Annotated in this window: 15 protein-coding genes and 2 pseudogenes; 7 read left to right on the top strand and 10 right to left on the bottom strand. The window is 63.4% G+C overall.

The window, feature by feature from the left end:
* Positions 1-47 precede the first annotated feature (47 nt).
* The 3 genes from BLS74_RS04850 (at position 48) to BLS74_RS04840 (ending at position 3,958) form a co-directional block, all read left to right on the top strand.
* On the top strand, positions 48-1,463 hold the full coding sequence (locus BLS74_RS04850; RefSeq protein ID WP_093103409.1) for a M6 family metalloprotease domain-containing protein: 1,416 nt from the start codon (positions 48-50) through the stop codon (positions 1,461-1,463).
* A 237-nt stretch (positions 1,464-1,700) separates the two neighbouring features.
* On the top strand, positions 1,701-2,150 hold the full coding sequence (locus BLS74_RS04845) for a hypothetical protein (RefSeq protein WP_093103407.1): 450 nt from the start codon (positions 1,701-1,703) through the stop codon (positions 2,148-2,150).
* 614 nt (positions 2,151-2,764) lie between these two features.
* Positions 2,765-3,958, top strand: a complete 1,194-nt coding sequence (locus BLS74_RS04840; RefSeq protein WP_139191625.1) for a hypothetical protein — start codon at positions 2,765-2,767, stop codon at positions 3,956-3,958.
* Here BLS74_RS04840 and BLS74_RS04835 read toward each other — a convergent pair.
* Genes BLS74_RS04835 through BLS74_RS04815 form a run of 5 tightly spaced genes read right to left on the bottom strand, consistent with a single transcriptional unit; the run spans position 3,955 to position 9,358 of the window.
* Positions 3,955-4,749 (bottom strand): SLOG domain-containing protein, encoded by a 795-nt coding sequence (locus BLS74_RS04835; RefSeq protein ID WP_093103404.1) that lies wholly within the window; start codon positions 4,747-4,749, stop codon positions 3,955-3,957. The genes BLS74_RS04840 and BLS74_RS04835 overlap by 4 nt on opposite strands.
* On the bottom strand, positions 4,746-5,948 hold the full coding sequence (locus tag BLS74_RS04830; RefSeq protein WP_170855497.1) for a toll/interleukin-1 receptor domain-containing protein: 1,203 nt from the start codon (positions 5,946-5,948) through the stop codon (positions 4,746-4,748). Before BLS74_RS04830 ends, BLS74_RS04835 begins: the two co-directional genes overlap by 4 nt.
* Positions 5,926-7,578, bottom strand: coding sequence for a KGGVGR-motif variant AAA ATPase (locus BLS74_RS04825; RefSeq protein WP_139191624.1), 1,653 nt, complete (start codon positions 7,576-7,578; stop codon positions 5,926-5,928). The genes BLS74_RS04830 and BLS74_RS04825 overlap by 23 nt, the downstream gene beginning before the upstream one ends.
* On the bottom strand, positions 7,575-8,867 hold the full coding sequence (locus BLS74_RS35000; RefSeq protein ID WP_093103399.1) for a toll/interleukin-1 receptor domain-containing protein: 1,293 nt from the start codon (positions 8,865-8,867) through the stop codon (positions 7,575-7,577). The genes BLS74_RS04825 and BLS74_RS35000 overlap by 4 nt, the downstream gene beginning before the upstream one ends.
* An 8-nt stretch (positions 8,868-8,875) precedes the next feature.
* A complete protein-coding gene (locus tag BLS74_RS04815) occupies positions 8,876-9,358 on the bottom strand; it encodes a hypothetical protein (protein WP_139191623.1) in 483 nt (160 codons plus the stop codon).
* 206 nt (positions 9,359-9,564) lie between these two features.
* Here BLS74_RS04815 and BLS74_RS04810 point away from each other — a divergent pair, with 206 nt between their 5' ends.
* Entirely contained in the window at positions 9,565-11,046 is a 1,482-nt protein-coding gene (locus BLS74_RS04810) for a toll/interleukin-1 receptor domain-containing protein (protein WP_093103396.1), read from the top strand.
* Entirely contained in the window at positions 11,039-15,421 is a 4,383-nt protein-coding gene (locus tag BLS74_RS04805) for an ATP-binding protein (protein ID WP_093103394.1), read from the top strand. The genes BLS74_RS04810 and BLS74_RS04805 overlap by 8 nt, the downstream gene beginning before the upstream one ends.
* Positions 15,422-16,257: 836 nt before the next feature.
* On the opposite strand, the gene BLS74_RS04800 is transcribed toward BLS74_RS04805, so the two are convergent.
* From BLS74_RS04800 to BLS74_RS04785, 5 genes and pseudogenes are all read right to left on the bottom strand, one after another.
* Positions 16,258-17,274 (bottom strand): IS110 family RNA-guided transposase, encoded by a 1,017-nt coding sequence (locus BLS74_RS04800; protein WP_093103392.1) that lies wholly within the window; start codon positions 17,272-17,274, stop codon positions 16,258-16,260.
* A 232-nt stretch (positions 17,275-17,506) separates the two neighbouring features.
* The gene (locus BLS74_RS34750) at positions 17,507-17,953 is read right to left on the bottom strand and encodes a hypothetical protein (protein ID WP_212733625.1); all 447 of its coding nucleotides are present in this window, start codon (positions 17,951-17,953) and stop codon (positions 17,507-17,509) included.
* Between the two features lie 74 nt (positions 17,954-18,027).
* Positions 18,028-18,252: pseudogene (locus BLS74_RS34745) on the bottom strand (ISNCY family transposase); the annotation flags it as partial.
* A gap of 266 nt (positions 18,253-18,518) precedes the next feature.
* Entirely contained in the window at positions 18,519-19,184 is a 666-nt protein-coding gene (locus BLS74_RS04790) for an FRG domain-containing protein (RefSeq protein WP_093103391.1), read from the bottom strand.
* A gap of 349 nt (positions 19,185-19,533) precedes the next feature.
* Positions 19,534-20,604, bottom strand: a complete 1,071-nt coding sequence (locus tag BLS74_RS04785; protein WP_170855496.1) for a DNA-binding protein — start codon at positions 20,602-20,604, stop codon at positions 19,534-19,536.
* 127 nt (positions 20,605-20,731) lie between these two features.
* Here BLS74_RS04785 and BLS74_RS04780 point away from each other — a divergent pair, with 127 nt between their 5' ends.
* Entirely contained in the window at positions 20,732-22,090 is a 1,359-nt protein-coding gene (locus BLS74_RS04780; RefSeq protein WP_244503756.1) for a site-specific integrase, read from the top strand.
* Positions 22,091-22,205: 115 nt separating this feature from the next.
* Positions 22,206-22,427: pseudogene (locus BLS74_RS04775) on the top strand (integrase); the annotation flags it as partial.
* Positions 22,428-22,804 lie beyond the last annotated feature (377 nt).

Raw genomic sequence — 22,804 nt, 5'->3', positions numbered from 1 at the left:
ATTCGCATCGGTTCAGAGTGGCCCGACTTTGTATTCGAGGAGCTGCCATGTCCGTTCCTTTCCTCGCCAGGGAGTTCGTCTTCGCGCAACCGGACGGCGGCACGCTGACAGTGCAGGGCTGGGGCGACCAGCAGCGCGCGGAGTTCCGGACGGCCGCCGGCACGCCGGTAGTCCGCGATCCGATCACCGGCTTCTTTCGTGCGGTCTCCCCGTCGACGGCCGGGACGCCGGCCACAGCGGCCGACGGCCTGCCGGAACCACGCTGGCGCGTACGCCACGAACAGCAGCGCCAGCGGCTACGCGAGCAGGTGGCGACAGATGGCCGCCTGAGAGCGCCGCCGCAGCGCGAGACGGTAGGAGACTTCACTGGGCTGTGCCTGCCGATCGCGTTTCCGGACGTGCCGGCGACGATTTCGCGCGAGGAGATCGATGACTTCTGCAACAGGCCGGGCTACAACGGCTTCGGCAACAACGGCTCGGTGTTCGATTACTACCACGACGTCTCGGGCGGCCGGCTGCGCTACCGTACGGTGGTTGCGCCTCTCTATACCGCGAAGCAGTCTCATGCGCACTATGTCGACAAGACACTGCCTTTCGGCCAGCGTGCGCGCGAACTGATCGTGGAAGCCCTCACTTCGCATCGCGACGCTGGGCTGGACTTCTCGGCGCTCACGGTTGACGCACAGCGTGGCGTGTATGCATTGAACGTGTTCTACGCGGGCGATGTGGTCAACGAGTGGGGCCAAGGGCTGTGGCCGCACTCTTCACGGCTCAGCCATCCGTTGCCCCTGGCGCCGGGCAAGAGTGCGTTCGACTACCAGGTGACGGCCACGGGCGACGCACTGACTCTGGGCGTGTACTGCCACGAGAACGGGCACATGCTGTGCGACTTTCCGGATCTGTACCAGTATGACAACACGCGCAAGGGCGTGGGTCGCTACTGCCTAATGTGCCTGGGTTCGTACACCACGACCACCAACCCGACACGTGTGGGTGCGTATCTCAAGTTCAAAGCCGGCTGGGGTGAAGCGGTACCGCTGGCGGCGGGCAGGCAGACGCTGAGCGCGGCCGAACCCAATCGCTTCTTCATCCACCGCCGCAATGCGACGGAATACTTCATCGTCGAGGCGCGGCGCATGGTCGGGCGCGATGCGGGGTTGATGAACGACGGGCTTGCGATCTGGCATGTCGACGAGTTGGGCAGCAATACACACTCGGAGACTGCGCCCGAGGGGCATCAGCACTATGAGTGCGCGCTGTTGCAGGCCGATGGGTTGGACGAACTTCGGCTCGGTTCGGATGATGGCGATGCGCAGGATCTGTTCGGCGTGTCGTCGGGACCGGTGTTCGGCAAGGGTGCCAAGGTAGGAAGCCCATGGTGGGATGGCACTCCATCGGGGCTGTCGATCCATTCTTTGGAAGCGACGGGTGCGAATCTGACCTTCTTGGTCGAACTCGAGTGAAGTGGGCCCATGCAGCGACTCTTGCATGGACGGCGTTGTTCGCCGCATTGGCTCGTTTCGGGCTGCCTTCTTTCCGCGCGACATCACCCGGCCAATCAGTGCAAACAGGGAGTCGGCGCTGGCGCAGGACTTTCCTCCGTGGGCATCTCGCTAGTCGACGCCCGCTGCGTGCCAGTACTTTCAATCGCTTGGGTTGGCGTGCTGTGGTCCGTGCCTAACCTGGAGCGCGTTCGACGGATGGCATGGGTCAACGACCTGGAGCCCGAGACCAGCGACACCCGAATGCTGAAGCTGCTACACAGCGATCGGCCGAACAAGTTCTGGCTGTTCGCATCGCGAGGTCAGTTCGTCGCGTGCATGACGGTCGGGCGCCTGCAGGCCGCGGCTGCCACCCCCCGTGCCGCGATAAACGAGCTTCGCGAGGCAGTGAAGCAGCACCGCACGCACTATTCGGACGGACCGGCGAGCGCGCAACCATACCCCGTACCTCCGGACATCGAACAGCAAGATGCGCGTCAACGATGCGTTCTATCGCTCGCCTCCATACTGAAGCAAGGCCAGAATGGCTTCTGGAGGCTGGCTCCGGAAGCCATGGAGGTCACGAGACAAGGGACGCAGCGGCAGGCCACAAAGAAAAGCGGACTACAGTGCCTGCGCCGGCCCAGTGCCACTTTCGGACGGCGGTGACGTTTGACCTGCAGCGGCGTCGTCCGTGCTGAGCTAAAACCGACGCCCGGCTTCACACCTCGGAGAACAACATGACCAAGTTCAATCATTTCCATCATCGGCCGTACTACCGTGCGCGAGATGCTTAAGGCCACCGCGGCAAAGGCGGCCAAGGAGAACGATGAGGTGGGCGCGCCGCCGAGAGCGACTAGGGTGGATGGGCGTGCGGTTATCACTCCAGCCAAGTCGATCAAGCATGCCGATCCGCGCTCGGGCGCAACGCCCCGGTACGCAAGTAAACGCGTCATAGGTAGTCGGTGCTCCATCCAGGGCATAGCTAGAATGCAGCTATCGCGACGAGTGCCCTTCAGTCCTTCTTCCAGGTATCCGGATGCCGTATAGACGCGGCGAATCATCTTGGCTCGAGATATGCCTGCCACTAGGAAGAGGGTACGAAGGTGGAGCGCAATGAACCTCGCCGGTCAAGGCTGCCGGCCTTGCAATGCCCGGATGACAAGCCCGCATTAGTTCCACAGCGGCGTGCACGATTGCAAACGCTCGAGCGCGCCGAATCCTGGAGAGAATGCACCGACCGCCCGCGCACCGACGCACTTCGATCAAGGCGGCGCGGTTGGTTGACATTGGCAGTATTGGGCGCCGCTGTCGTGATTCGCGGCTTCTTTCCATTTGCATCAAGCGCGAAGGAGCAGGTCGAGCAGTTCGATTCGCGACTGTTCCATCGTGCGCTTCTTGCCGACATTGAGCCCGGCAGTGGCCACACCGATCCGCTCGACGACAGAAGAAGACCGCTGCCGCTCTTCGTTTTCAATGCGACTAATCTGCAGACCGGCGAACTGTGGCAGCTCAGGTCTTCCGCGATCGGCGGTCCGATTACACATTGGACCGCGCCGCGCAAGACGCTTCTGTCAGAGGCGGTTGCCGCCTCGAGTGGCTTCCCGCTGGTGCTTTCGCCGCTGCAGTTGGACTTGTCCGATACGGATGTCCGATCCGACTGGCACAACTGCAGCGATTTCCACGACAACCCCTATGGCATCGCCTATAGCAACGAGCCGGGACGCGTGCTCCCCGACGATCGCGACGGCCTGGCCGCATTCCGGCAGAGGGTGTATCTCGTCGATCGCAGAGTTCGGGACAATCTCGGCATCGGAACCATTGAGGAGATCAATCGACTGAGGAGGCTGAACGGTGTTGCACACGCGACGGCGACGCTCATTTCCGACGGCGGTGCGACAACAGCGCTCGATGCAGGCCCCGCCGGGAATTGGCTCAGCCAGAGCCTCCGGGTACTCCATCTCATGTCCGATCAGCCGGACGAGATCCGCGTAGCGAATATCATTCGTGCGGGGAGTCTGCGCTTGAGGGCATTTTCGTGGCAGGTCTCGGCGCCGGCGGATTCCTGCACCACCGCCGATATTCCAGCCACCCTGGAGTCCGCTAGACGCAGGGCGGGTGCAGACTCAGCGTCCGATGCCTATGCCTACTGGAGCGTGCGCCGACGTCCGAAATACCTTGGGTTTGAATGCCCGGCCGAGGCGCGATGGATGACGGACGAAGTTCGCGCGCTTTCCGCGATACCGACCCAGTTTCGCGCCATGCCCGACTCTCTGCAGGCCAGGTTGATCAATTGGGGATACATCGCCGCGCACCATGTCATTCCCTATGTAGACTATGCGTGGCCAGATCGCGGGATACGCAAGCGGTGGCTCGACTCGTGCGTTCTTCCTTTCGAGCCAGCGATCACCGACCCTGTGGGCGATACTCCGTCGGCGCACGACGCGCGCTGCCTGAAGATGATGTCTGTCGATTAGGTCGCGATCGGAAGTGGCCCTAGCAGATCCAGAACGATCCTGCGTGCAACGACGCTGTAGGAGCGCATGTCCGCCAGCAGGGAAGGGTCGCTCAGCGTGCCGCGAAACGCATTGGGATCGTCGTCGGCGAGCGACTCCGCCGCGGAGCCGGTGGACGCGATAGCGTAACGCTTCTTTCTCGGATGCGCCTTCTGAAAGAGCTGCGCTTCGCGCTCCACCCCCTGCATGCCGCCGACGAACACCGCGCCCAGCAGTCCCGGCACGCGGACCATGGCCTTTCGCATAAATTCCAGGCTCTTCGGATTTCGCCTGCTCGACGCGCTCTCCTTTTGGTCCGCAGTCATGATCAGCACGCCGGCGTCCCACTGGGCGAGCGCCAGGGTGGACTGGGCCAACCGCCCGGCGTAGACGGCGGATTGGAAGATGACAATGCTCTTCGCCTGCGCGCGCATGTCGCGGGCGGCCTGCAGCACCATCGGGCTGATCGCGGGATGCGCACCGAAGACCAGGCGGAGTTCGTGATTAAGGGCGACCCGCGTCAATGCGGAGATCGCGGCGCGAATCCGGTCGGGCCTAGCGCGGCCGACATAGCGCTGATTCAGGAAAGGCAGTCGCGCGACGTCCTTCGGTTCGCACATCGATTCGTCGAGCGCATAGGGAACGCTCGCCGAAAGCAGCAGGGACGGAACATCGTCCAGCAACGCCTCGACTTCGGTCACGTCGGCCACGCGAAGCATCAACCCGAATATCGGCGACGACGCAGCGGCAATGTCGGTCGGCCCGGTCGTCATGGCAATATCTCGTCGCCGAGGCACGCCCAAAGCTGGCTGTGGGCTGCCATGCCAGCTTCCTCGTGCGGTCGGTTAGCCAGCCAGCGCAGCGCGCGCGCGCGTTCGTCGACCTTGTCGCATTCGCTGTAGAAGCATCCACCGACATCCTCTCCCTTGGCCTTTCTACAGGCGTCCCAAAGGGCCTTCGGATCGGGCCGAAAAGGAAGCACCCGCACGAAGCAGCGCCGGTTTAGTTTGTCGGTGAACTTGAAGTCTCCCAGTTCCTCGCTCGATTGAAAGCTATCTTCCGCATCAAGCATTTCGTGGGCCAACGGGATCAGGTCCTCGAGTCGCTGCCGAATCGCAAGTGAGCGCTGGCGGGCACAGGCCGTAAGCAGTCTTTCCATGCCGATGGGGGACAGCGGCCGATCGCATAACGGATCGTCCCGGAGTCCCTCTAAGTCCTTTTCCCGCAACTGAAGTCTCTGGTCGGGGTCGGTCGCCTGCAACACCGAAGGTCGTAGGCTGCCAGCGGCAGCGCCGGGGAAGACGCGGGTCATCTTCTGCGCGTAGACACTATCGGGCCATTCGACGGCCAGCAAGCCGATCGATCTGGACCTCGCAAAAGCTATTTCCTCCAGGCACCATTTGGAACTCGTGAAGTTCGGACTGAGCAGGACCAGAAGCAGGTCGGCGTCGTTGAGCCACCACTTCAGATCGCTCTGAAAGTCGGTGCCCTTGTCGATCGACACATCGTCGAGGAAAGTCACATAGCCATGCCGCGTGAGTTCGTCATAGAGCCTGTTCGCGAGAGCCGCGCTGTCGGTTCGCTTGTAGCTGACGAACACTTTCCTCTCACGCCGGCGAAGCCAGGCATGGCTCAGAACTTCGTCGACGAGGCCTGTTGGCCACCCTGTTCTCCAAGGGCTCGTCAGAAAGGCATTGTACTTCGTCAGAGCCGACGGAATGCGCGTCGCATTCGCAGCAACGTCGATGACCGGAAGCACCCGTCGATCCCGGCAGGCGAGGTCCGCGAAAGTGTCGAGGTCGAGCGATGACCAATCGACGCCGTGCTCGGCAAAAACAACGGAAACTGCTGCTGCCAAGTCCCCTGCAGCGACAGTATTCAACTCGATTCCGAGTTGCCGGCACTGAGCCCGCAGCGCCCTCTCAAACGCCTTGCGATTGCCCTTGGGGTCACCGTAAATGTCGACGCGCATTGTCATGCTCCGGAAGGTTCTCGTAGTCCCGGACACGCGGTTTCAGCGGCCCGAGGAGTGCCAAAGCCAAAGCGTCGACCGTGCGCAACCCGTAGGGCACGTCTTTCCCGAGTCGCTGCATGCTGCTGACGACCAGAGACGACGCCACGAAACCAAACATCGCGGCCACCGGCAACTTTGGGGATAGCTCCGCGAAGATCAAGACCCAAGCCGTTCGAGGATAGTCGCCGACCAGGACCGTCCAGAAGAAGTACATGGCAACTGCGACAATACCCATGCCCACGCTGATCACGAAGCCCTTGCTGGCAGAAACGGAAAGCGCTTCGGCCCGCTGGCTTTGCAGGACGTAGTACGCGACCGTCCGACCGAAGCTCCTCCTGTCGCTGTCCGTCAACAGGTCCAATTCGCGACGGCTTAGGAGCAATCGCCAGGGAAATCCGGAAGTCCGCCAGAGTTGCTCTTTCGCAAAGACGCCGCGGAGAAAATCGATGTCGTTGCCGAATGCAGCGATGCTGCCGGTACTCGAGCCCGTTGTGTCGCCGTCGCGCAGAGCCCCGGACTCGTCCGCGCTTGCTGTGCTTTTGGGCGAACGGTCGTCCAGGCCGTTGTCGAGCGCGTATCTCGCCAAGACCCGGTTCCGATCGATGTCAATGATTTCGGGCATGCGCAACGACGAGTCGCCGGTGATTCTGTGCGCGACCGCTTCCACCTGCGACAACATGGTGTCGGCCGCTCCGGCAGCGCCCGTGGCATCGCCGAAGGCCGCCAGCACCTCCTCGAAGGCGTACGAAGGGCGGTAGGTGATTTCCATGCCGTCCCAATAGTCGCGCACGCTCGATTGCGCATCCTTTGGCAAGAACTCGGCCATGGCCGAGCGCGCATAGGCACGTGCCGTTTCGAGCCGCGCCTGTTCGGCGTTTTCGATCCGCGTGGCGATCGGATAGAAGTCGATCCTGTCGCTGTCCAGGTTCTTGCTGCGAAACGATCGGATGGATCGTAGGACGGCTACGACCCCATCGATGCTCTGCCGGTTAAGGGTGAAACAGGAGACAACCGCATCCGGCATCTGGATCGTGCAGATGCCCGAGGTGTCGGATACGCCAGTGCGGCTGTCAATCAGGACCCAGTCGTAGAGCCCGCGCAGGTGCTGCGTCGCCGATTGCAAGATGCGGTCGCCACCGATTTCGTAGAAACGTGTCCAGTCGAAGGTGTTGACGCGTTCGCTGTACGTGGCGCCCTGTCGCCCTGCCCCGATGAAGTCGATGTAGCCGTCGGTGGCAAACGACCAGTCGAGTCGGACGGTTGCGTCCTCCAAGGCGTCGACGAGCGTGTCCTCATCCACGAGGGCCGGAGTCGGCGCCGGCATCGGGGTCGACGGCGACTTGGCCATCGCCGCCGCGGCGAAGCGCCAGAAGGTCTCGATCAGGCCGTCCGTTTCAAACAGGTCGGGATCGACCAGAAAGGGCCGGAAGTAGCGATGCAGCCCGGGCGCTTCGAGGTCCCAGTCGATGGTCAGCACGCGCTTGCCGCTGGCCGCAAGGAGCCACGCGAAGTTCGCCATTGCCATCGAGCGCCCTGTGCCTCCCTTGTACGAATAGAAGGTGACGATACGGCCGCGGCTGGGCGTCACGGGCGCTCCCCGCCGACACCCCGAAGCAGAGGCAGCCGCTTGGACTCCAAATTGACTCGACTGCTGGTGCGCAACGCTTCCCCCCTTGACTCGACGAACACGCGGCGCAGCACCGGGACGCGCTCGACAGGCGTCCGGGGTAGGGTCACGACCCGCGGCGGAAGATTGGCTCCGGCCGAACTGCCGTCGAAGATCGGCCGCAGGACCGGCCCGCGCCAATTCTGCGATCCGACGATGCCGTCGATGAGACCATCGTTGTAAGCGCCCGGCGCGACTGGCCAGAGGTCCGGATCGATCACGACCGCCACGAGCACATGCGCGCTGCTCAACGAGGCGAGATGTGCCAGCAGCGAAGGGAGCTGTGTTGCCGCATGGAACGCGTTCAACCCTTCGTCCATTGCGGCGGAACGGATGTCGGCGAACAGGCCGGCAAGGTCTAGGTCCGTCGCTGCCGCAACCCCCGAGAACGACTCGGCGATCAAGTGCTCGGAAAATTCTCCACGAACGGATGCGACGGTGTACGCGCGCTTCGTGATGTAGAACGCGACCAGCGAATTCAACGCCCCTGGCCGTTCGGCGAGGGCCGATGGCGCCGCAGGCACTGGTGGCAAACAGTTCGGGTCCGAAGGCGCGCCATTGAAGTGCAGTCGCCAGTCATAGCTGAATGCGTCCTTCGCCGTGTCAAAGCTGGCATCGGCGGCGGGCGGAAGCTCGCCCATCTCGCGGATGCGCAGCGCGAGGAGTTCGAGCAGGATCGTGTAGTAGCGCCGCCCGCGCGACACGCAGTTCTGCATGCCGGTCCTGCGGTAGCGTTCGATGGCTCGCGTCCGCTCCGCATCGTGCAGATCGTCCGCGGGTCCGTCCTGCACAAGGCGAAGTATTTCGGGGATCAGCGCATCTTTCACGTTGTTGACCGCATACGCCTCCTGTGTCATCCAACGTATGGGCAGCACATTGCTCACGCCGGTCAACTCGCCGCTGTCCGTTACGCCCAGCTTCGGGCTGCGCAGGAGGAAGACGCCCAGCTCCTTGCCGCAGTTTAGGCGGGTTGGGTAGTAGGGTGTCAGGACGGCGATGAAAGCTTTGTCGCGCATTAGGCCACTGCTGAGGAATTGATCCCAATCCGTGCCGTGGCCCACTCGCTTGTCGATGGTCCCTAGCGGAAGGGCGGCCGCGTGGAACGCCGCCACCGTCTTCTCGAGGTCTTCGAAGAAGCGCAGTAGGTAGCGCCCCGGCATTTCAGTGTCTAGGCGGGCATGCGAGAAGAAGAAGCGCGGGGGCACTGCCATGCGGGCCTTTACTTCGCGGCTGACGCCGGGATTGCCAGGATCGCGAGGTATCCCAGGCTATGGGCAACGAAGTAGGCCAGCGCGAGTCCGGCATACACCGGCCCTATCGACCACGAGCCCAAGGCATGCCAGAAGTCCCCCGCATTGCGCGGCGCGTCCGCGTCGAAGAGATCGTCGAGCGTGTACTCTTTCTGCCGGATCTTCTTCGCAAGGTTTTCGAAGTGCCGGCGGTACGCCCGCTCCTGGCTCAGGTACATCGTGTCGAGATAGCCGAACACGGCCACGGGAACCAGTGCGATGCCGACGATCGCAGGCGCATGCGCGGCGCCGGCCAAGCTTAGCAGCGCTGCGACGAGGGTCATGCACCAAGTCTTGCAAGATGCGCTGTTGCCGGCCAGGCGGTTCACGACGCCCTGAAGCAGGCTCATGTGCGCGACTACGGCTGGGCTGTCCGCGGGCCACAACGGTGACGTTGTCGGGTCGTTGCTCATGCCTCTTCCCGCTTGTTGATATCGCCGTATGTTAAGAGCCTTGGCAGACACGGACAGTACGCCAAAAGCAATAGCTCGCGACCGCCCCGCGGGCGCGCCGAAGGAGCAGCGTCCGCTCCGCGCCTGGATATAGACAATCCGTGGGATTGCGCCGATCTGCACTTGGAATATCTTCGATCGCACTCGTTTCGAGCTAAGGACGCACCATGCCGTTGGCTTTGCCTGCCGATCTGGACAACCGGAGCGAACCTTTCGACGTGTTTGTGAGCTACGCCCGCGCGGACGACACGGCATTGGACGGCAAGATGGGCTGGGTGACGCGGTTCGTTCTCAATCTGGACCGTCAGCTCACCATGCAGATGGGGAACGGAGCGTCGATCTTCATGGATCACCAACTGGCCGCCGGTGTGGCCGTGACGCCGCTCCTGGAAAGGACCGCGTCGTCAGCAAGGACGCTTCTGCTGTTTCTTTCTAGGAGTTACCAGCAGTCTCCCTGGTGCGCCACGGAGTTGATCACGTTCCTACAGAAAAATGCGGCGGCGGCACGTCCCGCCAGTGTTTTTATCGTCGAGATGTTCACCACGAATCGAAGCACCTGGCATCCGCAATTGCAGAGTCTGAAGACGGTCCAGATGTGGGCCAAGGACCCGAGGGCCACCGCCCCCAAACTGCTTGGCGATCCGATGCCGAAAGATGACGAGTCCAGCCCCTACTGGATCAATGTCAACGAACTGGCCTTCGCGCTAATGAATCGCCTGGACGGGGCAGTACTTCCCTCGGATCCGCAGCGCTACCTCGGCGCCAAGGTTTGGATTGCGCAGCCACCTCCGGAACTGACCGAGCAATGGGATCTCCTTAAGTCGACGCTCGTCAGGGAAGGCATTGAAGTCCTGCCGAAAGCGGCACAAGTCTATCCTACCGATTCGGCCCCGCTGTTCAAGAATGCCGTCGAGGCAGACTTAAGCCAATGCAGTGTGCTGGTGCAGCTCTTCGGCGCCACCTTGGGTGAAGCCATAGGTACATCGAATGCGACGGTCGCAGGGCTGCAGGCACAGCTCATGGACGTCAGCGCCTCACTGGACACTAGCGTTCGCGTCCTACGTTGGCGCGCTCCGACGATCGCGATGGAGAAGCTTGAGGATAAAACGCTCAAGGAGCTCCTCACCGGCACCTCGAACCAGAACTTCGAACAGTTCCGCCTCGCGGTGCTGGCGGCATGCAGGCCACCGCCGCCGAAGAAATCCGGCCACGACGACACTATCTCGCTCGGCATCTGCGTCGCCGCTGGCTCTGATGACGAAGATATTTGCACGCAACTGCTGGACACCATCGGTTCGCTAGGGCATCGTGCGATCCAGCCTCCGTTGCAGCTCTCCGCGAACCAGTCCTCCGGCGACTATCAGGCAACAGTCGACGAGATCATCAGCGGATGCGATGCCATGATCCTCGTCTACGGCGCCGAGTCGCCGACCTGGGTCCAGGCGCAGTATCTGAGAGCCCAGCGCCTGCTTGCGAAAAGGTCACGCAAGCTCTGGGGCGCCGTGCTGAATGCACCGCCGCCCAAGGGCGGAAAGTCTCCCCGGATTGCCGACGAGCGCGTCATGCCGCTTGAATGTAGCGCGGGCGTTTCTGCGCACGAGGTTCAAAGATTCCTCGATGCCCTAGTTTTGGAGGCTGGGCATGCATGAGGCGACGCTGGGCCTTACGCACGACGACTTCGTCGAGCAGCCGCCGACGGAAATCGACGACGAGGATTCGTTCACCCTGCAGTCGCCGTCGTCACCGTATCCCGGCCTCCGCCCCTTCGGGGAGGCCGAGGCGGGGATTTTCTTCGGGCGCGAACGGCACGTCGGCAGATTGCTCGAGATTCTTCAACGCGAGCGATTTCTTGCAGTCATCGGGCCCTCCGGTTCGGGAAAGTCGAGCTTGGTACGCGCCGGCCTGCTACCTCTCCTGCCGCTCGGACCCGTCGGCACCGGAACGAGGTGGAGGGTCGCGGTCGTCAGGCCCGGCCAGAAGCCGCTACGAAGCCTCGCGGAAGCGTTGTTGAAGCCGGACGTATTGGGTGATGAGTTGCTCCCTTTGCCCGCACGACAGCCCGATCAGTCGGTGGTCACGTTGATCGAAACCGCCCTCCGGCGCGGCCCTCGCTCCATGGTCGATTTGGTCGATGCAGCGCGCGGAAAGAGCCGACATCCGGAATTCAATCTTCTGATCCTGGTCGATCAGTTCGAGGAGCTCTTCACCTATGCTGAGGCAGGCGACGCGCAAGCGGACGAGTCGGACGTCTTCGTCAATCTGCTTCTGACTGCGAAATCGGCACACGAAAATAAGCTGTTCGTCACCTTGACTATGAGGACAGACTTTCTCGGCCACTGCGTGCGTTTTCTCGATCTACCGGAGGCGATCAATCGCGCTCAGTATCTGACGCCACGCCTGGCCCGGGACCAGGTCCGGGAGGTCGTGACCGGACCGGCCGAAATGTTCGGGGGGGGCATAGAACCCAGGCTGGTGGAGGAATTGATCAACGCCGTCCAGAAGAACTCGGATCAGCTTCCCATCCTGCAGCACGCGCTGGCCCGGATGTGGTCCGCGGCGAAGGTCCGTGCCGCCGGATCGGAGATACGAGTCACGATGGCAGACCTGAGCGAGGTCGGAGGCGTCGATGGCGCGCTTTCGATCCACGGCGAGACGCTGCTGACCCATCTGAACGCTACGCAGCGCATCGACGCCGAGTGGCTCTTCCGCGCAATCACCGACGAACGATCGATGGACGGCGGGGGTCAACGCGTCAGGCGGCCGCAGACTTTGAAGCGCATCGCGGAATGGAGCGGCCGTGCGTGGCGCACGTATGTTCCGATCGTCGAACTGTTCTCGGACCCGAGCGCGAACTTCTTGACGTATCGCGGCCAGCCGCTGGAGCCGGCCGACGGCGAGAACACCGTCATAGACCTTTCGCATGAGTCGCTGATGCGCCAATGGGCGACGCTCGAGAAATGGGTCACGCGGGAGGCGGACGGCGGACGGGAATACCGCCGCCTGCAAGAGCGCATGAAGGATGAACGGCTCAAGACCGGCTCCCTCCTGAGTGGTGGCGACCTACAACGCGCAATGGTCTGGTTAAAACGAGGGCTGTGGCTAGGTGACGAGGGTGGCAGGCCGACTCTGGCGTGGGCGTCCCGCTACAAGAGCGCGGAGCGCAACACCTTCGACGATGTTGCGGCTTTCATTCACCGGAGCGACATGCGCGAGAAGGTGGGCAAATACACGCTGCACGGATTGTCGGCACTGCTCGTAGTCGCGAGCGTCGCGGTGGGTTACTTCAGCTATTCCGCCTACAACCAGGAACTGAACACGCAGGTCGGATCGCTGTGGACGGACATCCGCATCAACGAGAACACGGAGTCCCTTCCCGCCAGCGCGGCTCACAAGATGTTCGATGTGGCCCAGGCCAGCGAGCAGATTCGCGCGAGATTCGCACTCCAGGGCGTGAGTGAAACGCGCCTGCAGCGAAGCATGTTTGCCGGTACCGGGTTAGTGGTCCGGGGCGCCGTGGGTCTGGATGACGCATTGCGCAGCGAGATCGCCAGCAGGATACGCTCTTCGACACAGGGAAAAGAGCGCGACAAGGCAGCCGACGCGAGCGTACTAGGGATGCTGGGCGAGAGCAGATTCGAAGACTGGGACGCTGCATTGCAAAGCAAGAGCGCGATTGTCTCGCCGGGCGATCTGGCGGCGCACTTTGGCGCCGCAGCGGCCATGGCGCCGGCTCGCGAGCGGTCTGAGTGGGTCGATCGGCTTGTTCAACAGATAGTCGACGGTTCCCGAAGTGAGATGCTGTTGCTGGACGCACGCTCAGCGCTGCTGAGCAGTGCCATGGCCGAAATCGGGGGGCAGGAGCGCGAGAGATGGCTGCTGACCTTGCACGACCACGCGAACAGACCGCTGGAAAAAGCACAGAGCGATGCATTTCTGAAAGGGTTGGGGCAGGTCGCGAAGCATGTCGACGCGGATCAGATCGCCCGTTTTGCCGCCGTGTGGTCTTCGCGGCTCGCAACGACGTCGACCCCGGAGGCTCAAGGACGTCTGGCGCAGGAGGCGCAGATCGTCAGCGCAAACATACCCAACACGCTGCTGCAGCCATGGTCCGTCGTTGTGATGCGGGCTGTGACCGCGCCGACGACAACCGTGTCATTGGCTCCGGCGCTTCGAACCATCATGAGGCGGGGGGACGGGCAGGAAGGGCTCGTTGAGCATCTCATCGGCGAGGCCTCGAGGCTCGGAGACCCCCTGCTGCTTCGCGAGGAGAGCTGGATCGCAACGCTACCCGTCAAGGTTCCCGAGCCCCAGGTCGATCGTCGGTTCGACTTGGCCCGCAGGCTGGTCAAGCTTTCCCCGGAGGGCAGGCTGGGCGTGACAGGCAAGATCATCGACGCCGCCCCGATTGATCATGTCATGTCGTGGAATGCTTCGATCGCGCAGGAGATGGAGTCCGCGAAGCCATCCGAGAGGCTGCGGTTGGCGGGCATGCAAAAGCAGTTGGAAAAGGCGATCCAAGCCGACGGCATGAAAGTCGCGAATCGCGGATCTTCGGTCAGGATACGGGCCCGCAAGGCGGCGAGCACCGACGGTGTTCTGCGTGCTATTCACGCGACCATCGATGCCGAAGAGCTGGTGACGCTCGGCGACGATCTGGTGGGGGTGATCCAGCGAGTTCCCGAACGGCAGCTGCCAGGATTGTTTGCCGCACTGGAAACCCAACTGGTCACTCTCAACGACGACGACCAGATCGCAGCCCTAATGAAAGGACTTGCCGCGACTGCCAAGCGTTTTTCCCCAGCAATTCGTCGTGAGATCGTCGACGCCTCCATAGCCTCGATCAAGTTGGCGACGAGCCGCATCGAAATGAACAAGCGGACAAGGATGATGCAGGTCCTTGTGCTCTATACGACCGCCGGCGAGGCCGTGGGCATAGGCACCGCGTTGCTGGGCAAGTATGCGGAGCTTCAGAATGCGAAGTTCGCCCAGGTCGACGCCGAGTCGACGCGTCCCTTCGGAATCGCCAGGAATGTTTCGGACATGGTCCGACGACTCAGGGCGTCGAACCTTCAGCGATCGGACACGCTCGGCGAGGTGCTGGTCTCGGTTTCGACCTCCGCAGCGAAAGATCCAGCGGAGCTGGAAACGTGGACCAAGGCCTTGATCGACGTTAAAGTGGACAAGGAGTCGGGATCTCATATCAATTCAGCGCTGGTCGCCACCGTCGAACACCAGCCGGCCGCTGCGCGCGAAAAGCTATTCGATCATCTGGCCGGCATCTTTCCCGCGGTCGCTCGTGACGACAGGCGACTTGCCGCGGCGGTCCTATCGTCGACGTTAGGTGACGACGACTCGCTCGATGATGAAGAGGACGGCGGTAGTCTATCCTCGAGACTGCGAGGCTCGTCGAAATCTCCCGCCACCGTGCAGGACGGCCTTGCGATCCTCGGAGCCAAGCTGCCCGACGCCAGCGCCGAAGTACGCGTCCGGCAATTTGCCCGGCTCAGCCACGTAACCGGGCGGCACAAGCGCTTAATCCTGGCGGCCTTGCTCAAGGGACGCGAAGAACCCGCCCTTCATTCGTCCATCGTGGTTCTGCTGACCAACATGGGTGACGCAAAAAGCACCCGTGACCTCAACGCCATCGCCGCGGTCATCAGAGCTCACACCAGACTACTCAGCACGGAGCACCGGACCCAGCTTACCGAGAAGGTTTCCACGGCCATGCTGACTATGAAGATAGGCGCTGGACCCAGTGCGATGGCGATGTCGGGAATCCTGTCGTCCCTGCTCGAACCTGGGGACGACATCCGGCAGGCGGTGCAGCCGAACGAGAAGCTCTCGCGTCTGCTGATCGAAACGTGCAAGGTGCCTTACGTTGATCGCGCAGCGATAGCTTCCGCGATTCGGCGTGGCGACACGGAAGCGCCGCGCGAGGAACTCGGGCAATGGGAGCTACTGAGATGGGCGGTCAAGAAGTACGATGTATCGCCGAATGCGCCACCAACATTGCCGAACACGTGAGTCAGTGAAGGCCGCGGGGATGGGCGACGAATGCAGGACTTGCCCTGTCGCTTCCGTCCCTTATGTCAATCGGGTCCAGCGATCTCGCACGACGTTCTTGTTCGGTGGACGGTATGACTTTTTCCTGTCCGTTTCCTTTTGCAAATACGACTATCGCGATAAGGCAGAGGGTCTTTTGCGTGGCGGACGCGGCGAGCTGCTGTTGATGAACGAGACGACGCCACCTCCGCGTCCGGTGCGCAAAAGACCGTTTGGACTGAGCCGCCGCCGCTACGGTCGCAGGCTATGGAGATTCGATCTGTTCGAGCGTCGGGCAACGCCGCGAAAGCGCGCAGACTGCACGTCTGTGCGCGCCGATGGCAGTTCGATCACAGGCTTCCCGCGCATCGGCAGTACATGCCAAGCGCGCGGAAGCAGGGTTGTCTTGTCGTTGGCCGGCGTGCATGCAGCGGCGCCCCTCGGGCGGCGCGACACGATGGCGAGCTCGGCGATATGGGTCGGCAGTCTCATGGGGGGTCAAGGTGGGCCTCTCGGCAGAGCCTGTGGCAGAAAGGTCTCCACGCACACCATCTGCCCACGCGCGCACGCCGGGCAGTCGCGCAGCGAAATGCCGGTCAACCGCTGAAGCGGACCCTGATGAAAGACGCGCGCGAGGGCCTCATTCATTTCGCGAGGATGGCATGTTGCCACCTCCCGACATTTCTCAGGCACTCCCCGCGCGGGTCCAACCTTGCTTCATCACAATAAGCCGTCAAGCGGCGGTGCCAATCAAACTCGGGGCAAATTTCGTGGTTCGAAAGGTTGGCTCGAAGACTTCAAGTCGTTGCCGACCCCGGTCATGCTGGCATTGCGAACGTCTCTCCTCGAGACAGTACGGCCCAGGCCATGCGGGCATTCTTGGCGGCGATGGCCACGATCGCTCGCCAGTAGCCTCGACGCTCGGCAAGCGTCGTGGCCCATCGGCTCACTCCATCCGTCTTGCTTTGGGCTCTGTTGAGCATCGATCGGGCTCCCAAGACCAGCAGCGATCGCATGTACGCATCCCCCGCCTTTGTGATGTGCCCGAGTCGTGTCTTTCCACCCGAGCTGTACTGACTTGGCACCAAGCCTAGCCAGGCTGCGAACTGGCGACCGTTCTTGAAGTCGTGCCCGTTTCCGATCATGGCCAGCATCGCAGTGGCGGTGGTCTCGCCAATCCCGCTCAGGCGCATGAGCTGCTGGGCTCGAGCGTCTTCGCGCGCCATCTGCGCGATGTGTCGGTCGTAGAGCGCGATCCGCTCGTCCAGACGCGTCAATTCGCTGAGCAGATCGCCGATGACAGTGTTGCTCCACCCGGGCAGATCCTCCAGGCACGCCATGGCTTGGCTGCGCACGGTCGATGCCTTCAGCGGCAGCACGATACCAAACTCACTAAGCAACCGACGTACCCGGTTGATGACTGCCGTGCGCTGCTCGACGAATCCCTGGCGCACGCGATGCACGCTCAGTTGCGATTGCTGCTCCAGGCTCTTGATCGGCACGAATCTCATGTTCGGCCGTTGCGCTGCTTCGCAGATCGCGGCCGCGTCGGCTGCATCGTTCTTGCCGCGCTTGCCGGACAGGCGATACGGGCTGACGAACTTCGGTGCCATCAGGCGAACGGTGTGACCATGAGCCATGAACAGGCGAGCCCAGTGGTGCGCGCCGGAGCACGCTTCCATTCCGATCACGCACGGCGGCAGCGACGCGATCAATTCGAGCAACTTGGCGCGTGCCACCTTGGGAGACACGAGCTCGGGTTTGCCGGCTTCGTTGACGCCGTGGACGGCAAAAACAGACTTGGCGAGATCGATGCCAACGTACAGAATGGTCATTGGGCTTCCCCTTTCCGAGTGAGTTGATGGAGCTTCGCAACCCCATCGTGGCACTCAGTTGCCGGCAGCCGCAACACGCAGCGGCTAGATCGGGACGGGGAAGGCCCTTTCATTCATTTCTTCTTTCTGATGGAGCCCCTCGAACGCAGTGGCCGCCTTGCTTGAACTCGCACAGGCCTTGCCAGCCGAAGGCCGGCGCGTTCGGTTGTTCAACGCTGCTGAATTGATTGGGCTATCGCGTCGAAGGGCGCGCTGCCGTGGTCGAAGCAGACGACAAGGGCGTCATCGATTTGCACGCCTTGCGCAGGGCCTGCTCAAAGTCCTGGACGTTGAACTGTCTCGAGTTACTCGTGCCGGGTACTGCCGCCCTGGGCCGTGGAGGCTGCCCTTGATTCGTTCGCGATGGCGTGCAGCGCCGGTCATCTCGCTGCGCCTGGATCGCCTGCGCCGCGCGCAGCGCATGATCCAGGCGCTTGTTCTCCACGACGGCCGCGGTGTCGATCTGCGGCAGCTTGTCATAGCGCACGTAGGGCAGGGCGCGGCCCCCCGCGCACACCTCGATGCGCCCATCGGGATACTCGTATACATCGATGTATCGCTGGATCAGCCTCCGGTTGCCCGCCGTGTCCGCCGTGTCCGCCGTGTCCGCCAGCATGTAGATCTCGCGCGCATAGTTCAACGTCAGCGACAGCGATACCTTGCGCTGCTCGCGCCACGTGAAGGTGAGGTCAGGTCTTCGTCCGCGCGCAGAGGGCGGTGTGCATCGAAGTCGCGCCGCGGTGACTTGGCGACCCGGCCGTTGAAGTCGGCGATGAAGTGCGGCGCAAACGCGTTGCCCGCCTCGAGCGTGCTGATGCCGCGCAGCCGCAGCTCCTTGGCCAGCCTGTCCTGCAACGTCTGGTTGGCGCGTTCAACCCTGCCCTTGGCCTGGCTGGTGTTGGCGCACATGATGTTAATGTTCAACTCGTACAAGACCCGGCCGAACTGCGTGACTCCAAAACGAGTTGTATGCGTTTGACGGTTGCGCTGACCTCAAGCCGGACCGGAGGCAAGCCATTCCAAGTAAGGACCGGCGCGCGGGCGGCATTGCTGTGACAAAGAGCTGCGAGGCGGCCCTCGACCGTGCGGACGTGGATACCTGCTGCGGCAGGGTACAAGCCGGATGAGTGGAGGGCGCCGTTCGAATGCGTTCTCGTCGACGAGCCATCGCCACCGAACGCGGGTTGGCCCCCCAACGTTCAGACTCAGTATGAGTCCGTGCGCATCCACTCGATGTGCTTGGACAGGCCGTCGAGGTCCGGGAAAAGGCTTGCGCGGTGAATGCCGTACCTGAAGAGAATGCTCTTCAGGTTCTTGCGGAATGCCTGCTTGATGATGAGCCTATCCACAGCGGCGCGGCTCTCAAATGGCCTTGTTGGGTCCGGGTGCGCAGTGAATAGGCCAGCCTGGGACGTAATGCGGCGAGTCACGTGTCGCGGGATGAACCGCTCAACGCTGTTGATGTCGAAGGGGCTTCCACGCTTTTCCTTGAGGCTCTTGGATGACCGATAAGCGTACACCGCGCTGTCACCGTCATGCGATTCCTCAACGGCAAAGTACGCAGAAACGAGTGGATTGCGGGACCAATCAAGAAGGCGTGTTGGCAGCCCATGGTGTTGGGCGAGAGCCAGCCACTCCCAATCGTCTTCCGGTTGGAAGTTGAGGTGGGGCATGGCCTGGTCCTTGAAGAGCTTCAGGATTTGGCGCTCCTCCTTTTGTCGGTCGGTCAAGTGAAGCTTTCTGTACCGCCCAATCTTGGGGAGCAACTCAAAATCGACGCTTCGAACGCCGCGAAACACGACAGCTATATCACTGTACTTCGTCACGATGTCGTGAAAGTCTGCGAAGGAGTTGACGAGATGTTCTGCCATGGGCGCTCTGCTGGCTCCGAGTTTTGGTTCTTGTTACGACGTCATTTCTGCTGCCACAGTCTGACGGCCTGAAGACTTTACCTGCCATGGCGTTCGGTCGTAGCCGAGCGGCACGCGGCAACTTAGCTCAAGGAACGTGGAATGTCGGCGCCGGTTGAACTTTGACCCACAACCCCTCACAGGTGGGTCAATTTTCGGCCGGCGCCAACACTCCAGCGGCATTGCCCGAGCTTCCATATGACCCCGGAGCGCCAACCCCAGGGAGGTCCAAGCTCGTCCGGAAAGTCTCCGCGGTGCGGAGGCAATATCCCATGGCACGTCGCCCGGTTTGCAGGCTCAACAGGGCAGGTCACTTCGTGCCTCGCGGGCGCTTGGCACGCGTCACGGGCGCGTCGCTTGACGACTGGCGGCGTTCGCCAAGCGCCTTGGCAAGGAACTGGCGAGTCGCCTCGTGTGCAGTTCGTTCCTCCTCCACGCGTCGCCGCAGCGCTTCATTCTGTGTCTTGACGGCGGTGCCTTCGGCAACCGCCTGCGCCAGTTCCATTCCTTTCGCCGCTAACCGGTCGCGCAATTCAGCTTCCATCGAGCGCGCGGACTCGCGTACCTGGTTCAGCTTCTCGAGCTCCGCCTCAAGACGCTTGGCCGCGGCTTCTTCGCCCCTGGCTCTGCGCTGCTGCTCCTTGGCCAGTTCGGCCTCCAGCGCCTTGGCCGCCTGGCGCGCGCGATCTACCTCGGCGAGCATGCGCTTCTCCTGCCCGGCATGCCGCTCTTCGGCTTGGCGCAGATCCTGGTCCCGCGCTGCCATCGCCTCGGCGTGTTCCCGCCGCATCCGTTCCTGGACTTCGCCCGCCTGAGAGAGCAGGGTGGTCAGCCGCTTGATTTCGTCATCCTGGCTCGTGCGCACACGGTGTGCCTCGATGGCGTGCTCCTTGAGCTGCAGCTCCAGGGTTTCACGCGCCTGCTGAGAGGACGCCAGCGCCGAGTCCAGACTGACCCGCGCCTGTGCGAAGGCTTGCTCGCGCTGCGCCAGGGCTGTTTGGGCCTCGGCCAGCGCGTCCTCGCGGGTCTGAAGTTCCGCCCGCACCGATTCCAGCTCGCCGCGCTGAACTTCCTCGGCCTCCCGCCGCGCCGTCTCCCACAGCAGCCGCGCGGCGTTGCGAACGCCCATCGGCATGTCGTCCGGATCGTTGCCGGCGAGACGCCCCGAAGCCGAACCTGCCGTCGACCCCACCAGCCGTTGGCCCAGCGACGCAAACCAACGCTCGAGCATCGGGCTGACGGTATTGGGCGAGCCGCGGCCGATCTTCTGGCGCACGCGCTCGATCGTGGGCCGCAGGCCCTCATGGAGCAGCAGGTCGGCGGCGCCCCAGACGTCGTCTTCCTGGATGCCGCGTGAGAGTGTTTGTCGAATTTCAGCCATTTGCCCCTCGTACTTTCCGTAAACAGCCGCCCTGCCCCGTCCCATATTTACCCTCGATAAGGGATGGTTATCGGAACTTATCGATGTATGATGTAGCAAATCATACGTGATATGTAATTTACTCGCCATGAACCCGCTGCCGTCCCAACCCGCCAATGACGGGCCGAGCGCGCCCGCGCAGCCCCCGACCCCGGCGCAGCATCCGCTGGCCACCCTGGCCGAGCGCCATGCCGTGCTCGATCCCGCACGGCTGGCCTCCACCGCCGAAGACGCCGCGCGCGCGCTGCTGCGCCAGGGCGAATCGGTCAATACACGCATGTCCTACGGCTCGGCGATGCGCTACTGGTGCGCCTGGTACGCCGCGCGCTACGGCCACGCGCTGTCATTGCCGGTGCCCGTGCCGGTGGTGGTCCAGTTCATCGTCGACCACGCAGCGCGCCGGCACGAGGATGGCGATGCGGAGGGCGACGCAGATAGCGGCGCGCATGGCGACGGCATGCCTGAGGAAGCCGGCCAGGCGCGCCACCGCGAGTCACCCCCCGTCGGCCCGCGGCGCAAGGCCAGCGCGCTGGTCAGCGAACTGCCGCCGGACGTCGACCAGGCGCTGGTGAAGAACGGCTACAAGGCGCGCCTCGGACCGCCGGCCTTGAACACCCTCATCCACCGCATCGCGGTGCTGTCCAAGGCGCATCAGATGGCCTACGCGGGGACCACCGGGGCGACGCGCGCTTCAGCGCCCGCAGCCGGCCCAGGCGGGTCAGGCCGCGCCACACCCGGCGTGCCCAGCGACCAGAAGCTCGCGAACCCCTGTGCAGACCCCCTGGTGCGCGAGCTCCTCGCGCGCACCCGCCGCGCCTACGCCCAGCGCGGCGCGCGGCCCAAGCGCCAGCGCGCGCTCACCAAGGACCCGCTGCAGCTGCTCTTGGCCACCTGTGACGCGTCCCTGCGCGGAAAGCGCGACCGCGCCCTGCTCCTCTTCGCCTGGGCCACCGGCGGGCGCCGCCGCTCCGAGGTGGCCGCCGCCACCCTGGAAAACCTGCAGCGGGTGAATGCCGAAGCCTTCGTCTACACCCTCGCCCACTCCAAGACCAACCAGCGCGGGGAGCTGCGGCCCGAGGATGTGAAGCCGCTGGTGGGCAGCGCCGCAGCCGCCATGACCGAATGGCTCGCGGTGCTCCAGGCGCACCGCGTCCAGGAGGGACCGATCTTCCGGCGCATCCGCAAGGGCGGCCACCTGGGCGAGCCCCTCGCCCCCGCGGCCGTGCGCGACATCGTCAAGGAGCGCTGTGCGCTGGCGGGCATCGAAGGCCGCTTCAGCGCGCACTCGCTGCGCGCCGGCTTCGTCACCGAGGCGGGCAAGCAGAACATGCCGCTGCCCGAGACCATGGCCATGACGGGGCATCAGAGCGTGGCGACGGTGGTGGGGTATTTCAGGGCGGAGAGTGCGCTCGGAAGCAAGGTCAGCCGGATGATGGACGAGGAGTGAAACGGATGCTTGGTCGGGATGAGACGCAAAGGGCGGTGAAGTCCCTCGATCCACATGAGCAAACCCAGGCGGCGCAGTCGGCCCAGGCCGCGCCACACCCGGCGTGCCCAGCGGCCAGAAGCTCGCGAACCCCTGTGCAGACCCCCTGGTGCGCGAGTTCCTCGCGCGCACCCGCCGCGCCTACGCCCAGCGCGGCGCGCGGCCCAAGCGCCAGCGCGCGCTCACCAAGGATCCGCTGCAACTGCTCTTGGCCACCTGTGACGAATCCCTGCGCGGAAAGCGCGACCGCGCCCTGCTCCTCTTTGCCTGGGCCACCGGCGGGCGCCGCCGCTCCGAGGCGCGCGCCGCCTGGTCGCATGCCGGGCTGGCGATCGAGCTGGGCGCGGCCACGGCGCTGGCGGCCGTCAGCGAGCGCTGCTTCGAGCGGCACGAGGACGAGAAGATTGCCGTCGTGCTCTGCGGTAGCGGCAGCGACGGAATTCCTAGAGTCTGAGGCATGTCGGGCCTGCGACGCCCTGAGCGACCGCGGCGGCACGTGAACTCCGTGGATCGGCACGGACATGGCTCGTGGCGTCGACGAAGCCGAGCGCGGATACCAAGAAAACGCCTCGCTCCTCATCGAGGCGCGCGCGCCATCCGGCTGGTCCTGCTGTTGAGTGAGCTTTCTGAGCGGAAATACCCCATTACGGCGGCGACGCGCTGAAGCCCGTCATC

Source organism: Variovorax sp. CF079 (genome assembly GCF_900101545.1).
Classification (GTDB): domain Bacteria; phylum Pseudomonadota; class Gammaproteobacteria; order Burkholderiales; family Burkholderiaceae_C; genus Variovorax.
The sequence above is the reverse complement of the archived record's forward strand: the minus strand, read 5'-3'. Positions and strand labels throughout refer to the sequence as shown.